Source organism: Sutcliffiella sp. NPDC057660 (genome assembly GCF_042800035.1).
Lineage (GTDB): Bacteria > Bacillota > Bacilli > Bacillales > Bacillaceae_I > Sutcliffiella_A.
Genome location: NZ_JBHVHV010000010.1, coordinates 31566 through 47554, shown reverse-complemented (window position 1 = coordinate 47554; position 15989 = coordinate 31566). Strand labels below are relative to the sequence as shown.

Sequence of the window (15989 nt, the reverse complement as noted above, 5' to 3'; positions counted from 1 at the left end):
GCGGAGTATGAGGGGTCAATCATCTTAAAAACGAAACCATTACAAAAAACGATTATAAAGAATAGAAAAAAATACGGGGTGATCAAAATGAATAAAGCACCAAAGGATACCCGTGTAGTAATAGGAATGTCTGGTGGAGTGGATTCCTCTGTAGCAGCACTTCTTCTAAAAGAACAGGGCTACGATGTAATCGGTATTTTCATGAAAAACTGGGACGACACCGATGAATTTGGCGTATGCACAGCAACAGAGGATTACAACGATGTAATCCGCGTCTGCAACCAGATCGGTATCCCTTATTACGCGGTGAATTTCGAAAAACAATATTGGGACAAAGTATTCCAGTATTTCCTGGATGAGTATAAAGCAGGTCGCACACCAAATCCTGATGTCATGTGCAACAAGGAAATCAAGTTCAAGGCATTCCTTGAGCATGCAATCGACCTTGGAGCGGATTATTTGGCAACAGGCCATTATGCACAAGTCGAGTTCCGTGACGGTGAGTACAAAATGCTGCGCGGACTTGATGAAAACAAAGACCAAACCTACTTCCTTAACCAATTGGGCCAGGAGCAGCTTTCCAAAGTCATGTTCCCGATAGGAAACATCCAGAAATCCGAAGTACGTGAAATAGCAAAGCGTGCCAACCTTGCTACAGCAACAAAAAAAGATAGCACAGGAATCTGCTTTATCGGGGAACGCAACTTCAAGGAATTCCTGAGCGGATTCCTTCCTGCACAGCCAGGCAATATGCTCACGATGGATGGGAAAGTGATGGGCAAGCATGATGGATTGATGTATTATACCATCGGACAGCGTCATGGCCTCGGTATCGGCGGAAGCGGTGATCCATGGTTTGTTATCGGCAAGGACCTGGAAAAGAACGTTCTTTATGTTGGCCAAGGCTTCGATAACGAGCTTCTTTATTCCGATTCCATCATTGCTGCTGACGTCAGCTGGGTATCTGATAAGGCACCTGAAGATGGAATGGCGTGTACAGCCAAATTCCGTTATCGCCAACAGGATAACAAAGTACGAATTGAGCATCTTGAAGACAACAGAGTGAAGGTGATCTTCGATGAGCCGCTTCGTGCGGTTACACCTGGTCAAGCGGTCGTTTTCTATAATGGGGACGAATGCTTAGGCGGCGGAACGATTGACCATGTTTTTAAAAACAATGAAAAACTCTGGTATGTAGGATAAAAGGAAAACCTCTACTTCTAAATGGGAGTGGAGGTTTTTCCTGTGTTATACTTATTGAAGTAAAATAGCCATAAAGAGGTGCAAACATAGATGAAAGACAATAATGCATTGGGAATTCAATTTTTGCAAGAAGGAAAATATGAAGAGGCGCTGGCTGCTTTTTCGGAAGAGATAGAACAGAATCCGGAAAACGCAGTGGCGTATGTCAACTTTGGAAATGTGCTAAGCGCAGTGGGAGAACTGGAAAAAGCGATGAAGTTCTTTGAACGAGCCTTGTCCAAGGATGAAAACATGGGAACAGCATATTATGGTCTCGGTAATGTCTACTATCAGCTGGAAAAATGGCATGAGGCGAAGGATCATTTCGAGCTTGCGATGAAAAAGGGTGTCAATGACAGCGACATCTATTTCATGCTAGGCATGACATTGCTGCAGTTCGAGCAACCAAAACTTGCACTTCCATACTTCCAGAGAGCGGTCGAACTGAAGCCTGAGGATACGGAAGCAAGATTCCAATATGGGCTATGCCTTGCAGGCCAAGGGTTGATCAAGGAAGCGACAACTGAGTTTGAACTGGTAGTGGAAAGTGATGAAGAACATGCAGACGCCTACTATAACCTAGGTGTGGCATATGCCTATCATGAAAACAGGGATAAGGCGATCGTAATGCTAGACAAGGCACTGGATGTACAGGCGGATCATATTCTGGCAGCGCATGCAAAGAAGATTTTGACGGAAAATTAAGGGACGGAGGGAAATCCCATGAAGGACCAGAAGCAGCAATCCTCTCTCGACTTGTTCGAGGAACATGAAAAATTTATAAAAGGCTCTCATCTCGTCACCATTTTCCACAACGAATCCAATATGTATTCCGTTGTCCGGATCAGAGTGACGGAGACGAATGTTCCATATGAGGAAAAGGAAGCGGTCGTGACTGGGTATTTCCCTCGTATCCATGAGGATGAAACCTACATATTTTTCGGGACGATGAAAGAACATCCCCGTTTTGGACTTCAGTTTCATGTTGAACACTTCCGCAAAGATATCCCGCAAACACGTCAAGGTATTGTGCAGTATCTATCCAGTGATTTATTTTCGGGAATCGGAAAAAAAACCGCAGAGAAAATAGCGGATGCACTTGGTGAGAATGCGATCTCCAAGATTTTGGAGAATCCCTCTGTCCTTGATTCAATCCCAAAACTGCCTGGGGACAAAGCGAAGCTGCTCTATGACTCCTTAATGGAACATCAAGGACTTGAACAAGTCATGATTGCCCTTTCGCAATTTGGTTTTGGACCGCAGCTCTCCATGAAAATATATCAGACCTATAAAGATGAAACAATCAGCATCCTTCAAAAGAACCCCTATCAGCTTGTCGAGGATGTGGAAGGTATCGGGTTTGCAAGGGCGGATGAGCTCGGCAGCCACTTTGGTATATCCGGTAGCCATCCGGATCGTATAAGGGCAGGATGCTTGTACATGCTTGAGCAGCATTCCATGTCGGAGGGGCATTGTTTTGTTTCGGAAAATCAGCTGGTAGAAGCTGTGTGGAAGCTTTTAAACGAGAAGCAGCAAGGATTGGTTGTGGATTCTGACATTTCTCGGGAAATTCTGCAGCTGACGGAAGAGGGCAAACTGAAGTCGGAAGAGGGACGTGTCTATCTTCCGAGCCTCTACTTTTCAGAGCAGGGACTTGTCACTAATATCAAAAGAGTGATGGAGCAAAACCAGTATTCGGAGCAGTTCCCGGAGTCCGAATTTTTATTGGCTCTGGGTGAATTGGAAGACCGGTTGAAGGTGCAATATGCCCCTTCCCAGAAAGAGGCAATCCAGCAGGCATTGATGACTCCGATGCTCCTTCTGACAGGAGGACCAGGAACTGGGAAAACAACTGTCATTAAAGGGATTGTGGAGCTGTATGCGGACCTTCATGGATGTTCGCTTGAGCCGAACGATTATTCCAAGGACGATCAGTTTCCAATCATGCTGGTGGCCCCAACAGGCCGTGCGGCGAAAAGGATGAGTGAAGCAACCGGCCTGCCTTCTCTTACCATACACAGGCTGCTTGGATGGAACGGCTCCGAAGGATTTCAGCATGATGAAGAAAATCCTATTCCGGGTAAGCTGCTGATTGTCGATGAGGTATCGATGGTGGACATATGGCTTGCAAACCAATTGTTCAAATCACTGCCGGCAGATATTCAAGTGGTGCTGGTAGGGGATGAAGATCAGCTTCCTTCTGTTGGTCCGGGACAAGTATTAAAAGACTTATTGGCTTCACAAGCAATTCCGACAGTGAAATTGACGGATATCTACAGACAAGCGGATGGAAGCTCCATCATTGAACTGGCGCATAGCATGAAGGATGGTGTGGTGCCGACAGATATAGCGGTTGCCAAGAAAGATCGGTCCTTTATCAAATGCGGGCAAGCCCAGATAATGGATGTGGTCAAGAAGGTCTGTGCCAATGCTCAGAGCAAAGGCTACACCGCTCGCGATATCCAGGTGCTGGCACCAATGTATCGCGGAAATGCCGGTATTGACAAGCTGAATGAAATGCTGCAAGAGCTTTTTAACCCTAAAAGTGATGGACGTCGTGAACTGGCCTTCGGAAATGTCGTTTATCGATCAGGGGACAAAGTGCTGCAGCTCGTAAATCAGCCGGAAAGTAACGTATTCAACGGGGATATTGGGGAAGTTGTATCCATTTTTTATGCCAAAGAAAACACAGAAAAGCAGGACATGGTAATCGTATCATTTGAAGGAAATGAAGTTACCTATACGAAACAGGATCTTGGTCAAATTACACATGCGTACTGCTGTTCCATACACAAATCACAGGGCAGTGAATTTCCAATTGTGGTGCTTCCGATAGTAAAGAGCTATTATCGGATGCTTCGCAGGAATCTGCTTTATACAGCGGTGACCCGTTCAAAGCGGTTCCTCATTCTATGCGGGGAAGAGGAAGCATTGAAGATAGGGGTAAGGCGGGCTGATGAGCAAGCTAGACAGACATCCTTAAAAGAGAGGCTGAAGACCAAAGCTTCTGTAGAAGTTCTGGAAGAGGAAGTGGATGGAGCTATACTTGCGGAAGTCCCTTTTTGGAAGGATGCCAGTATCGGCATGGAAAATGTAAGTCCATATGATTTTATGGATGAAGAATAAGAAGGCTAGTCCCCAAAAGGACTAGCCCATTTTTTGTTTGGATAAGTTATTGCCTGATTTGAGCGACAGTGAAAGTAATTGGTCCGTATACAAATAAAGCGCCGCCTGGTGTTCCTAATTGTGCTGTTAGGAAGTAAGTGACACCTTCTTCGTCATTAGGAAGTACATCCACAAACTGAGCAACTGCAGAAGTGGCATCATCATTGCCTTCAGAATCGATTTCCACAATACTTTGATAAATAATGTTGGAAGGGGCTATGGTACCACGGTAGATTCTAGTAACCAAATCGACAGGAGTGGCTGAGTTGTTGTTTACATGAAATAGTGCATTAAGCCATACCGGGTCGCCTTTTTTAACACACTCGAGAGTTGCTGCTGCTACAGTGGAAGGCTGAGGATTCAGTCTGAAATTAAGAGGTAGGGGAAGATTAATGATAGGGTCCGCTACATCGTAGGCAAATCCTACCAGTTTTGCATCCTTCTTTTTGTCTGCCTTGCAATCATGCTTGTCATCGTGTTTTTTGTCGTGCTTAAAAAAGGAGTCTTTGTTTGCTTCCATATGTTTTTCGTCACTTTTGAAGTAGTAAAAGCATTTTTTCATAAAGATTCACCTCCTTTCCTGAAGATTCAATATATCTTATTCGTTTTTCGAAATACTGCTTGTTCAAACGTGGAATTGTGAGCCTGTTTTTTGATTTAAATGGAAAACCTTTCGCTGTATGACATTGTTCTCCGAGACGAAACCTATTAATGTTCGAAAAGAGGTGGGTTTCTTTGAGAACATTTTCTCGAGTGGTAGGGATGCTAATATATGATAAGGCATCAGGTAATAAGATCGGACGGATTACAGACTTTTGCATAGTTGAACCCGGACAGGTAAAAGGACTCATTATCGATGGAAAGGGCGTAATCCATCGCAAAAAATTTCTTCCATTCGAGTATATCAAGTCCTTTGGAGACGACGGTATCATGGCGGAAGCGCATGAACTTTCCTCCGTTAAGAAGGAGGATGGCGAAGTTTTTTTTCTCCATTCTCATGGAATCAAGGGGAAATCCTTCTTGACTGGAGAAGGTAACAAGCTTGGGCTCCTTGATGATGTATACTTTGAGGAAGAAACGGGCACAATCGTAGGATATGAAGTAACGGACGGCTTTTTCGCAGATATCGCAGAGGGGAAAAAAATTATTCAGCACCCCCTTGACCTTATCATCGGAAAAGATTCTGTCGTCGTTTCTGTATCAACCTAACGAGAGGTGTTCGATGGTGATTCTTTGTTGTCCTAATTGCAAAAGTAAAGATATCGGAAAAATCGGTGTGAACCAATTCTATTGCTGGGGCTGTTTTATTGAGCTTTCTGTCTCTAAAGGTGTGGTCCATACTCATCAAGTAGAAGAGGATGGAACCCTAAGTTCATTGGATGATTTGTTTCATGAAGACGATCGACAAATCAGCATGTAACTAATAGTTGGGAGTGAGTCGCATGAACAGAGCAATGTCTTCTTTGTTAATGATAGGCTTGGGGGCAGCTGCGAGCCGTCTAAGTAAAAACAATGATGTACAGAACTTTCTTGGGGATATGACTTCCAAACGCAATATGAAAAAAATGAGAAAACGCGCCAAGCGGATGTTTTCTTGAGTTAAGGCTCAGTTAAAGAATAGTGTTGATTATCTGTATCTAGCTGTTGATTGGAGCAATAGGCGAAGCCCGAGGAGGCTCCAGCACCGCCCCGCGGAAAGCGCAGCCTAGGGCGGAAATCAACAGCGGTGTTCAATGTAGCCAAAATAAATAATGAAACCCGTCCTGCTAATGGCAGAGCGGGTTTTTTTGATAGGAAAGACCCTACCTCACTTTACACAATGGACAGTCTCACCTCTTCATCATTTAACATTATGTATAGTGAAAAAAGACAAGTAAGGAAGTACAATATACATAAAGTTCAAATAATTCTAAAAATTAAGTGAAACGCAGGCTAGTTGCATTCTTCAAAGGGGGTAATGGGATGTCTGACAAAGTGATGATTGGCTTGATTCAAGCTTCCAATGATGTGGACGGCACGGAACCGGTGGAGGTTCATAAAAAGGCAGCCATTGAGAAGCACATTAAATTAGTAAGAGAAGCAAAGGAAAAAGGGGCGCAAATAATCTGCTTACAGGAGATTTTTTATGGTCCTTATTTTTGTAGTGAACAAAACCCGAAATGGTATGAAGCGGCAGAAGAAATCCCGCATGGACCGACAACCAGGCTATTTCAGGACCTGGCTAAGGAACTGGGAGTGGTCATTGTTCTTCCGATCTATGAACGCGAAGGCATAGCCACCTATTATAACACTGCAGCAGTAATCGATGCCGATGGAAGCTATCTTGGCAAATACCGCAAGCAGCACATCCCTCAAGTTGGTGTTGGAGATCAGGGGCATGGGTTTTGGGAGAAGTTCTATTTTAAACCAGGGAATCTTGGATATCCGATTTTTGATACAGCCTATGCGAAGGTCGGCGTCTACATATGCTACGACCGCCATTTCCCGGAGGGCGCTCGCCTCTTAGGCTTAAAAGGAGCGGAAATCGTTTTCAACCCATCTGCGACGGTTGCAGGTCTCTCCGAATATCTATGGAAACTCGAACAGCCTGCACACGCAGTTGCAAACGGCTATTATGTAGGTGCCATCAACCGTGTCGGAGTGGAGGGGCCATGGAAAATGGGAGAATTCTATGGACAGTCCTATCTCGTTGACCCACGTGGTTCCTTTGTTTCGATTGGGAGCCGTGATCAGGATGAGGTGATAATCGGGGAAATGAACAAAAAACTTATCCGTGAAGTGAGAGATGTGTGGCAGTTCTACCGTGACAGAAGACCGGAAACCTATGAAGAAATGACAGCGCTTTTGCCGTAAGGGCAATAAAGGGATGACTCTTTCGTAACAATTGTGAACCTGATTCCTTCATCTGAATGAAGGGGACACATGAAAAAGAGTGATCTCTTTTTTACGATGTTCGAAAAAGAAAGGAGATGTCCGATTGAAAACTGTCAAAAGGATTGACTACGATAACTTATCTTTAAACTTCCTGGAAGTGAAGCCGGTACTCACTGACCGAGAAGCCCTCGAAGAAGCGAATCGGTGCCTGTATTGCTATGATGCCCCATGTGTTGTCGCCTGTCCGACAAGCATTGATATCCCTTCTTTCATTAAGAAGATTGCTTCAGGAAATCTTAAAGGCTCCGCCAAAACCATCATGTCGGCAAATCCTGTTGGTGCAAGCTGCTCGAGAGTATGCCCCACAGAGGAGTTATGTGAAGGTGCATGTGTGCTGAATCATCATACAAAGCCGATCATCATCGGAGATCTTCAGCGGTATGCCACCGATTGGGCAATCAAAAACGAACAGACTCTTTTTCAAAAAGGCACACCTAATGGCAAGAAAATTGCGGTTGTTGGTGGCGGTCCTGCAGGTCTATCCTCAGCAAGGGAGCTTGCCCTACTGGGATTTGAAGTGACCATTTTTGAAGCGGAGGCGGAAGCTGGGGGCCTTAATACCTATGGAATCGTTTCATTCCGCTTGCCAAAGAGCGTTTCGTATTGGGAAGTGGATCAGGTGAAAAGCCTGGATGTGGAAATCCGTACCAATACAAGAGTGGGTGTGGATATAGGTGTTGATGAGATTCTGGCGCAGTATGATGCTGTAATCCTTGCTATCGGAATGGCGAGTGTTCCGATGCTTGGAATTGAAGGAGAAAACCTTTCCGGTGTCTATGATGCGATAGATTTTGTAAAAGAAACAAAAACAAAAGCAATTGGAGATCAATTCAAAGGGAAGAATGTGGTCGTAATAGGTGCAGGCAATACTGCGATAGATGGTGCAACCTGTTCGGTCAGGCTGGGTGCTGAAAATGTGAAGATTCTTTACCGCAGAACGCAGGATGAAATGACAGCCTATGATTTTGAATATGAATTTGCCAAGCAGGATGGTGTGGAATTCAGATGGCTGACTGCCCCGAATAGAATTATTGGCAATGAAGCAGGTGAAGTAACGCATATTGAGTGTGTCAAAATGGAGTTAAGTTCACTGGGTGAAGACGGACGCAGAAGACCTGTTAAAGTGGTGGGCTCGGAATATATGCTAGAAGTGGACGCAGTGATCAAGGCGATTGGACAGACAAGGTATACATCTTTAATTGAAGAGTTCGGTTTGGAACACGATGGAGGAGTCGTAAAGATAGATCCTCACACCCATGGCACTTCAAACAGTAAAGTATTTGCCTGTGGTGATGTTATTTTCGGAAAAGGCCAGGGGGAAGCAATGGTGGTGACGGCTGCCCAGCAAGGCAAGCAGACGGCCTATGCCGTATACGAAAGCTTAGTGAAGCAAGTAATAGAGACAGCCTGACAGAGTAAACAAACCTAGTGAGGGGGGAACAGTTTGGCAGATTTATCGATTAATTTTGCAGGCATTAAATCACCGAATCCTTTTTGGTTGGCATCGGCACCGCCTACAAATTCAGGCTATCAGGTGCAGAGGGCATTTGAAGCGGGATGGGGTGGAGCGGTTTGGAAAACCCTTGGCGATCCCATTATCAATGTGTCCTCCCGTTTTGCAGCCGTAAGCTTCAACGGACAACGAGTGGCGGGATTCAATAATATCGAACTGATAACAGATCGCCCTCTTGAGGTGAATCTGAAGGAGATTGCAGAAACGAAAAAAAGATTTCCAGATCGCGCACTGATCGCCTCATTGATGGTGGAGCCCAAACAGGAAAAATGGCATGAAATCGTCAAAAAGGTGGAAGCGGTAGGTGTGGATGGACTGGAGCTCAATTTCGGTTGTCCGCATGGAATGGCAGAACGGGGTATGGGTTCCGCGTCAGGGCAGGTACCGGAATTGGTGGAAAAGCAGACCTACTGGGCGAAGGAAGCTGCACAAACACCGGTAATCGTGAAGCTTACCCCAAATATTACGGATATCACAGTAACGGCTGAAGCTGCAGTAAGAGGTGGTGCAGATGCAGTCAGTATGATCAATACCATCAACAGTCTCGCGGGAGTCGATCTGGACAGCTGGAACACGATTCCCCACGTAGCAGGAAAAGGGGCCCATGGAGGATATTGTGGTCCGGCAGTTAAGCCTATTGCACTGAATATGGTTGGAGAATGTGCGAGAAACCCTCGGATAAATGTACCTATTTCAGGGATGGGAGGAGTATCCGATTGGCAGAATGCGGTTGAATTCATGTTGATGGGGGCAACAGGAGTACAGGTGTGCACTGCTGCCATGCACCACGGATTCCGGATTGTGGAGGATATGATAGAAGGACTCTCTCATTATTTGGATGCAAAGGGAATTCAGTCGGTGATGGAGCTTGTCGGGAAGTCTGTTCCGAAGTATTCGGATTGGGGCAACCTCGATCTGAATTATAAAATAGTGGCCCGAATTAATCAGGACACCTGTATCAACTGTAACAAGTGCCATATCGCCTGTGAGGACACATCCCACCAATGTATTGATATGTTGAAGGACCCGAATGGGAAGCCTTTTTTACAGGTCAGGGAAGAGGATTGTGTAGGCTGTAACCTCTGCTCGATCGTCTGTCCGGTGGAAGATGCGATCACGATGGTGGAGCTGCCACACGAACAGCCGCCAATGACATGGAATGATAGGCAGTCTGCATTAGGTTTGTTAAAGCAAATGGAAGTGGACACGGTTAAATAAGGGGGAAGAATGAATATGGCAAGAAAAAAACTGATCAAGAACGGTGTCATCGTAACAGCGAGTGATAGGTATGAGGCGGATATTTTAATCGAAGGAGAAACCATTTCGGCTATCGGGCATCATTTGCCTGCTGGGGATGCAGAGGTTATTGATGCAAAAGGCTGCTTCGTATTTCCGGGAGCCATCGACCCGCATACTCATTTGGATATGCCATTCGGTGGAACGGTTACAAAGGATGATTTTGAATCGGGTACCATGGCGGCAGCATTTGGAGGGACGACCTCAATCATCGATTTCTGCCTCACTGAAAAAGGAAAACCATTGAAAGATGCTATCCAGACCTGGCACAACAAGTCAAAGGATAAGTCTGTCATTGATTACAGTTTCCACTTAATGATAGGGGAAATCAATGAGAATGTGCTTGCAGAGCTTCCATCTGTAATACAGGAGGAGGGAATCACCTCCTTTAAGGTTTTTATGGCCTACAAAAATGTATTTCAGGCTGATGACGAAACGTTATTCCGTACATTGGTCGCTGCCAAGGATTTAGGTGCACTGGTGATGGTGCATGCGGAAAATGGGGATGTAATTGACTACTTGACGAAAGAAGCACTAAAGAAAGGAAACACCGACCCTGTCTTTCATGCTTTGACCAGACCTCCGGAAGTGGAGGGGGAGGCTACAGGGAGAGCTGCCCAGCTAACTTCCCTAGCAAAATCCCAGCTGTATGTGGTGCATGTTTCCTGTGCCGAAGCAGTGGAAAAGATTGCAGAAGCAAGAAACAAAGGTGTGGATATCTGGGGGGAGACCTGTCCTCAATATTTGGCGCTGGATCAAAGCCATTTGGAATTGCCTGACTTTGAAGGTGCCAAATACGTCTGGTCCCCGCCATTGCGTGAAAAATGGCACCAGAACGTACTCTGGAATGCCCTGAAGAGCGGTCAGCTGCAGACGCTTGGTTCTGATCAATGTTCGTTTGATTTTAACGGACAAAAAAGTCTCGGTAAAGGGGACTTTACGAAAATTCCGAATGGGGGACCTATGATCGAGGATAGAGTGAGCGTCCTATTCTCTGAAGGCGTCAAGAAAGGCAGAATCACGATACATCAGTTTGTGGACATCGTTTCTACCCGAGTGGCAAAGCTATTTGGGATGTTTCCGAAAAAAGGGACGATCGCAGTCGGAGCAGACGCTGACATTGTATTATTCGATCCGAATAAGGAGCGCGTCATTTCGGCAGCAACCCACCACATGGCGGTCGATTATAATGCCTTTGAAGGTATGAAGATTACAGGAGAACCTGTCTCCGTCATGGTACGGGGAGAATTTGTCGTTCGCGACAAGCAGTTTGTAGGAAAGGCCGGCAGTGGCCAATATATCAAACGGGAAAAATATGGAACAATGAAAAAGTTGAAGCAGAACGAGACGCTCTCTATCTGACCCACCTACCCTACAATCACATGCAGATGACCTTCCGATTGCTTGACCTACATCATTTTATTGGGTCAGGCAATTGTTGTTAGAAGCTCTTTTGATCTTATTTTGGATTAATAATTGAGGGGTGCTATGTTAATGAAAAAGAATTCAAGTTATTTAAAGTCTCCTGATCTACTGCCTATTTCACATGATGGCAGAAAAATCGGGACGCTCGGGTTTGCAGTGATGTGGGTGGGAATGGCAGTGGTATTGGCTGCATTTGCAATCGGAGGAGCAGGGGTTCAAAACCTGTCGCTTGGCTGGGTGATACTTGCCACAATAATCGGAAGTGTCGGGATAGGACTATTTATGACTATCACCGGTGATATCGGGATAGAGCATGGACTCAGCTTTCCGGTTTATATGCGTGCCCCATTTGGAACGCTAGGTACTCATATTCCTTCCATTATTCGTGGGCTGACAGCTTCCTTTTGGTTTGGGATAAACACGTTCTTCGGAGCTACAGCAATGAACGCCATCCTTGATACGCTTTTCAATTTTGATAACTGGTTTGTCTGTTATCTAATTTTTGCAGCTGTACAATTGATCAATACTGCCCTGGGGATAAAGGCTGTTGAACGATTTGCGGATTTGGCTGCACCGATCATCATTATCATATCAGCATGGATGTACACCACTTTATCCGACCGGGCACTTGAACAGGGAAGAGATGTATGGACGTGGATTGAAAGTCCTGTCACTGGCGGTGCCGCTTTTACGGCCTTCTTGGTTGTCATATTCAGTAACATGGGTTTCTGGGCAACACTTGCGGCAGATATTCCATCCATATCGCGCTACATCAAGGCACCGAAGTATGAACGAAGCTGGTTGAAGAGAAACAAGTCCAGTATTGTCGGAAGCGTCATTGCCCTGCCGTTGACTCAGACGTTTATGGTGATCATCGGGGGAGTGGCCTATATCGCTGTCTCCAATTATGATCCGGTGGTAGCTTTGCAGGAAGCGGCTTCAGGCATCGTACTTGGTGTCCTTTTACTGATGATCATCTTCGCACAGTGGTCGACCAACGCCTCTGCCAATGTCATTCCTGCCGCAACAATCTTCTCCAATGTTGGCGGCCCGAAAGTTCCGTTCTGGGCGGGTGTATTTATCGCCGGTATTGTTGGCAGTATCGTACAGCCTTGGAGTCTATTTGACATTTTGATTCCACTTTTATTGATTGTCGGTGGAATTTTGTCTGCCATAGTTGGAATTTTATTTTCTGATTACTATCTTCTAAGAAAAAGAAGAGTGAATGTACCTGACCTTTATGAAGAGAACGGTCAATTCAAGTATTTCCATGGAGTGAATTTGGCAGGCTTCATTGCCTGGATTGCAGGGGGGACAGCAGCCTATTTCTTGACCAACTATTCATTTATCGTTGGATTCATAGTAGGTGCCGTGGTCTATTATGTACTTGCGAAGTATTGGTACTTCAATATGTATCAGCAGGCGGAAATAATCGATCCGGATGATGAAAAATACCTTGGAATCACAGTAGGAAGAGATTGGGTCATTACAGAAGGTAAGAAAGAAATGGAGGAGCCAAAAGAGCTTTCCAGTTAATGAAGGAGGAAGAATATGAGCGATTATCAGCAATTTCTGGCAGAACGGGATAAGATTGATTACTTTATAGATAAAGGGTTCAGAATAAAAAATGTCGAAGAGAACCTGGAGGGCGCTTTTCTACTTCTGGAGAAAAGGGGCGGCACCGATAAACAGGAAGAAGCCTTACACATTAAACATGCAGATTCCAGAAAATACTTCGCCTCCCTTTTGATTCGCCAGTTGCAAAAAGAAAACTAGAAAAACCCTCATAGATATAGAGAAATTGGAATAAAATCTTGTAAACTGCACCGTGAAAGGAGCGTTCAGTAATGGAATATCAATTGAAGTGCAAAGAAAGTGCCTATCCGTGTGAAGTGACGATTGATGAGGATAATAACCGTTTCACAATCCGCAAGGCCGATTCCAGTGGAGAGTTTTTCAATTCGCCTGAAGAGCTGGTCAATTGGATTCTGGAAAACTGGGATTCCAGTGATTTCAATGACGAAGGTGAATTTCAGGAAATGGTCAAGGAGATCCAGTTGAATTTTCCAATAAATAATTGATAACAAAGGCTCTTTTCTTAATGTTTGTTGCTTTACTCCCGTAAAAAATCGGCACTTGGATTTTTTACAGCATTTCTCTCCACATTATTCAAAGTGATAAAGAATCTACTACACTGAAAAGAGCACGAAGTCCAGTAATATAACGTGTTTACTTTGAGTACGTCAAGCAACAATTTATGCGAAAATAGTTATAACAAAAGGTGACGGAATCCTGAATCGGGGTTTCTGTCACCTTTTGTTTATTCTTGTCAGAATATTTACATAATTAAGTCGATGGAATGCGTTATAATGAATGTAAGCAATAAAAATGAGGTGAATACATGAAAGGCATGCTATCCTTGCAGGAAATAATGCAACGAACGCATTTTGAGAAGGCAGAGGTAATCGCAGGTGAAAAAGGTATGAACCGTTTAGTCAAATGGGTCCATGTCGTGGAAATCACCTCCATTGAAAAGCTGTTGAATGGCCAGGAGCTGATCCTCTCCACAGGTGTATCCTTCGGTGACAATCCGGCCGCCTTCCATTCTTTTGTGCAACAATTAATCAACTGCCATGCAGCAGGACTTTGTATTGAAAAGGGCAGGTACACCTCGACAATTCCAGCGGAGATCATTACCCTTGCAGATGAGCACCACTTTCCTCTCATTCTTTTTCATGAAGAGGTGTCCTTTGTCGAAATAACGCAGGATATACATTCCATCCTGATCAACCAGCAGTACAAAAAGATATCAGAGCTCGAAATGTATGCCCAAAGCCTAAACAAAAAACTTCTCACAATCTCCCATGAAGAAGAAATTCTTTCCTACCTCCATGAACATATTGGCACCCAGATTATCTATGAAAAAGAGAATCAGGATGTTTATTTTATACCAAGTGTTCCAATTCATAAACGCAAAGAACTAGTAACTGCTCTTTCCAATGATAACGATGAAAATCTCCATATACAGCAGCCGATACAAGTATTGGACAAGCAATATGGAATGATACACCTCTATTCCAAGAATCGTCCTTTAAGTGAATTTGATCTGCTCATGCTCGACAGAACGGTAACAGCACTTGCACAGCATCTATTGCGCGGTCTATATGTGGAGGAAAAAAGAAGACTCGAAGAAAGCGAGTGGCTCAGAAGCTGGTTGGATGGCGGCCAGTCCCTTGAATCCATCAGAGAGTTCCTGTCCCGGCATGACTCCGTTTTTGTGAAAAACGGCGTGGTCCTCCTATGCGAAAAAAATGGCTTGGACTCTCCTTCTCTAGATAAAACCTATTTAACTCTATTGTTCCGTTCCATATTCGAGCAGCAGGGATTCTCAGTATTTTTTACGGAAATGAAAAATACCCTCACAGTCATCCTGCTTAATCGAAGAGATGAAGGAAGATGGAAGGAGCGGGTAAAGGAGGGGATATCTAACCTGATCGCCAAGCAATGTGATAAGAATGGAAGGACATTTCTCAGATTGAGTGTTGGGAAGTATGTTCATGGACTTGAACAGATGTCCAAGAGCTATTGGACTGCCTGGGAAGCGATGAAAATACAGGAACAGCTCCTTCACGGGGTATATTCCTCCTTTTTTGAAGACTTACATATCTATCGGCTCATTTCCTATATGCAAAAGCAGCAAGACCTGAGGGAGTTCGTGATGGAGTATCTTGAACCGGTTATTGTTCATGATCAGAAACACAATGGTAAACTGCTCGAGACGCTGAAGGTCTATCTTTCGTGCAATGGTTCGAAAAAGGAGACGGCCAATCAGCTGTTTATTGTGCGGCAAACCCTATACCATCGAATTCAAAAATTGGAGACCTTGCTAGGGGAGGACTTCATGCTTGCGGAGAAGAGGCTGGTAATCGAATTCATGATTATGGTGTATGAGTATCTTAACTCGACGAATGATTATTTTGAAGAGGGAAACAAATCGACCTCTAATCTCTAAGGTATGGGGAAATGCTGTAGATTTAGACTTCATCCAGATGATGAGGTCTATTTTGTTGCCTGTAATACGAGGTGGATGTCTATTAGATGGTAAAAATAATAAGTCTCATTTAAAGTTCGATGACGTGCTTTTTGCATCTCGAAATCGAGTAAAAGCTCATCATAAGGTCGATGACGTGCTTTTTGCACCTCCAAAGCAAGTGAAAAGCTCATCATAAGGTCGATGACGTGCTTTTTGCATCTCGAAAGTAAGTGAAAAGCTCATCATAAGGTCGATGACGTGCTTTTTGCATCTCGAAAGCAAGTAAAAAGCTCATCATAAGGTCGATGACGTGCTTTTTGCATCTCGAAAGTAAGTGAAAAGCTCATCATAAGGTCGATGACGTGCTTTTTGCATCTCGAG

The 15989-nt window shown here is 44.5% G+C and carries 15 protein-coding genes; 14 read left to right on the top strand and 1 reads right to left on the bottom strand.

Features of this window, described 5'->3' with window-relative positions:
• The first annotated feature begins 87 nt into the window (after positions 1-87).
• The 3 genes from mnmA (at position 88) to recD2 (ending at position 4368) form a co-directional block, all read left to right on the top strand.
• On the top strand, positions 88-1203 hold the full coding sequence (gene mnmA / locus ACFVAD_RS12800) for a tRNA 2-thiouridine(34) synthase MnmA (protein ID WP_386640431.1): 1116 nt from the start codon (positions 88-90) through the stop codon (positions 1201-1203).
• A 90-nt stretch (positions 1204-1293) separates the two neighbouring features.
• Complete coding sequence (locus ACFVAD_RS12795) at positions 1294-1947, top strand: tetratricopeptide repeat protein (protein ID WP_386640429.1); 654 nt, start codon at positions 1294-1296, stop codon at positions 1945-1947.
• A gap of 18 nt (positions 1948-1965) precedes the next feature.
• Positions 1966-4368, top strand: a complete 2403-nt coding sequence (gene recD2, locus ACFVAD_RS12790; protein WP_386640427.1) for an SF1B family DNA helicase RecD2 — start codon at positions 1966-1968, stop codon at positions 4366-4368.
• 46 nt (positions 4369-4414) lie between these two features.
• Here recD2 and ACFVAD_RS12785 read toward each other — a convergent pair whose 3' ends face one another.
• Positions 4415-4969 carry a hypothetical protein gene (locus ACFVAD_RS12785; RefSeq protein ID WP_386640425.1) on the bottom strand — a complete coding sequence of 185 codons (555 nt, stop codon included), beginning with the start codon at positions 4967-4969 and terminating at the stop codon, positions 4415-4417.
• A gap of 173 nt (positions 4970-5142) precedes the next feature.
• Here ACFVAD_RS12785 and ACFVAD_RS12780 point away from each other — a divergent pair, with 173 nt between their 5' ends.
• The 11 genes from ACFVAD_RS12780 to ACFVAD_RS12730 all read left to right on the top strand — a co-directional run bounded on the left by ACFVAD_RS12780 (position 5143) and on the right by ACFVAD_RS12730 (position 15587).
• Positions 5143-5616 (top strand): PRC-barrel domain-containing protein, encoded by a 474-nt coding sequence (locus ACFVAD_RS12780; RefSeq protein WP_386640422.1) that lies wholly within the window; start codon positions 5143-5145, stop codon positions 5614-5616.
• Positions 5617-5635: 19 nt separating this feature from the next.
• Positions 5636-5827, top strand: coding sequence for a hypothetical protein (locus tag ACFVAD_RS12775; RefSeq protein ID WP_386640856.1), 192 nt, complete (start codon positions 5636-5638; stop codon positions 5825-5827).
• Positions 5828-5849: 22 nt separating this feature from the next.
• A complete protein-coding gene (locus ACFVAD_RS12770) occupies positions 5850-6005 on the top strand; it encodes a YrzQ family protein (RefSeq protein ID WP_386640419.1) in 156 nt (51 codons plus the stop codon).
• Positions 6006-6369: 364 nt separating this feature from the next.
• Positions 6370-7260, top strand: a complete 891-nt coding sequence (locus tag ACFVAD_RS12765; protein WP_386640416.1) for a nitrilase-related carbon-nitrogen hydrolase — start codon at positions 6370-6372, stop codon at positions 7258-7260.
• A 124-nt stretch (positions 7261-7384) separates the two neighbouring features.
• Positions 7385-8752, top strand: coding sequence for an NAD(P)-dependent oxidoreductase (locus ACFVAD_RS12760; RefSeq protein WP_386640413.1), 1368 nt, complete (start codon positions 7385-7387; stop codon positions 8750-8752).
• A 33-nt stretch (positions 8753-8785) separates the two neighbouring features.
• Positions 8786-10072 (top strand): NAD-dependent dihydropyrimidine dehydrogenase subunit PreA, encoded by a 1287-nt coding sequence (gene preA, locus ACFVAD_RS12755; RefSeq protein ID WP_386640410.1) that lies wholly within the window; start codon positions 8786-8788, stop codon positions 10070-10072.
• Between the two features lie 15 nt (positions 10073-10087).
• Positions 10088-11512 (top strand): dihydropyrimidinase, encoded by a 1425-nt coding sequence (hydA, locus tag ACFVAD_RS12750; protein WP_386640407.1) that lies wholly within the window; start codon positions 10088-10090, stop codon positions 11510-11512.
• Positions 11513-11644: 132 nt separating this feature from the next.
• Complete coding sequence (locus tag ACFVAD_RS12745; protein ID WP_386640405.1) at positions 11645-13111, top strand: NCS1 family transporter; 1467 nt, start codon at positions 11645-11647, stop codon at positions 13109-13111.
• A 15-nt stretch (positions 13112-13126) separates the two neighbouring features.
• Positions 13127-13351 carry a hypothetical protein gene (locus tag ACFVAD_RS12740; protein ID WP_386640403.1) on the top strand — a complete coding sequence of 75 codons (225 nt, stop codon included), beginning with the start codon at positions 13127-13129 and terminating at the stop codon, positions 13349-13351.
• 71 nt (positions 13352-13422) lie between these two features.
• Positions 13423-13656, top strand: a complete 234-nt coding sequence (locus ACFVAD_RS12735) for a hypothetical protein (protein WP_204416023.1) — start codon at positions 13423-13425, stop codon at positions 13654-13656.
• Between the two features lie 320 nt (positions 13657-13976).
• Positions 13977-15587 (top strand): PucR family transcriptional regulator, encoded by a 1611-nt coding sequence (locus ACFVAD_RS12730; protein ID WP_386640399.1) that lies wholly within the window; start codon positions 13977-13979, stop codon positions 15585-15587.
• Positions 15588-15989 lie beyond the last annotated feature (402 nt).

Bases quoted from the DNA above. Each gene is read 5' to 3' on its own strand.
- mnmA (WP_386640431.1), top strand. From the start codon at position 88: ATGAATAAAGCACCAAAGGATACCCGTGTAGTAATAGGAATGTCTGGT.
- ACFVAD_RS12795 (WP_386640429.1), top strand. From the start codon at position 1,294: ATGAAAGACAATAATGCATTGGGAATTCAATTTTTGCAAGAAGGAAAA.
- recD2 (WP_386640427.1), top strand. From the start codon at position 1,966: ATGAAGGACCAGAAGCAGCAATCCTCTCTCGACTTGTTCGAGGAACAT.
- ACFVAD_RS12785 (WP_386640425.1), bottom strand. From the start codon at position 4,969: ATGAAAAAATGCTTTTACTACTTCAAAAGTGACGAAAAACATATGGAA.
- ACFVAD_RS12770 (WP_386640419.1), top strand. From the start codon at position 5,850: ATGAACAGAGCAATGTCTTCTTTGTTAATGATAGGCTTGGGGGCAGCT.
- ACFVAD_RS12765 (WP_386640416.1), top strand. From the start codon at position 6,370: ATGTCTGACAAAGTGATGATTGGCTTGATTCAAGCTTCCAATGATGTG.
- hydA (WP_386640407.1), top strand. From the start codon at position 10,088: ATGGCAAGAAAAAAACTGATCAAGAACGGTGTCATCGTAACAGCGAGT.
- ACFVAD_RS12745 (WP_386640405.1), top strand. From the start codon at position 11,645: ATGAAAAAGAATTCAAGTTATTTAAAGTCTCCTGATCTACTGCCTATT.
- ACFVAD_RS12740 (WP_386640403.1), top strand. From the start codon at position 13,127: ATGAGCGATTATCAGCAATTTCTGGCAGAACGGGATAAGATTGATTAC.
- ACFVAD_RS12735 (WP_204416023.1), top strand. From the start codon at position 13,423: ATGGAATATCAATTGAAGTGCAAAGAAAGTGCCTATCCGTGTGAAGTG.
- ACFVAD_RS12730 (WP_386640399.1), top strand. From the start codon at position 13,977: ATGAAAGGCATGCTATCCTTGCAGGAAATAATGCAACGAACGCATTTT.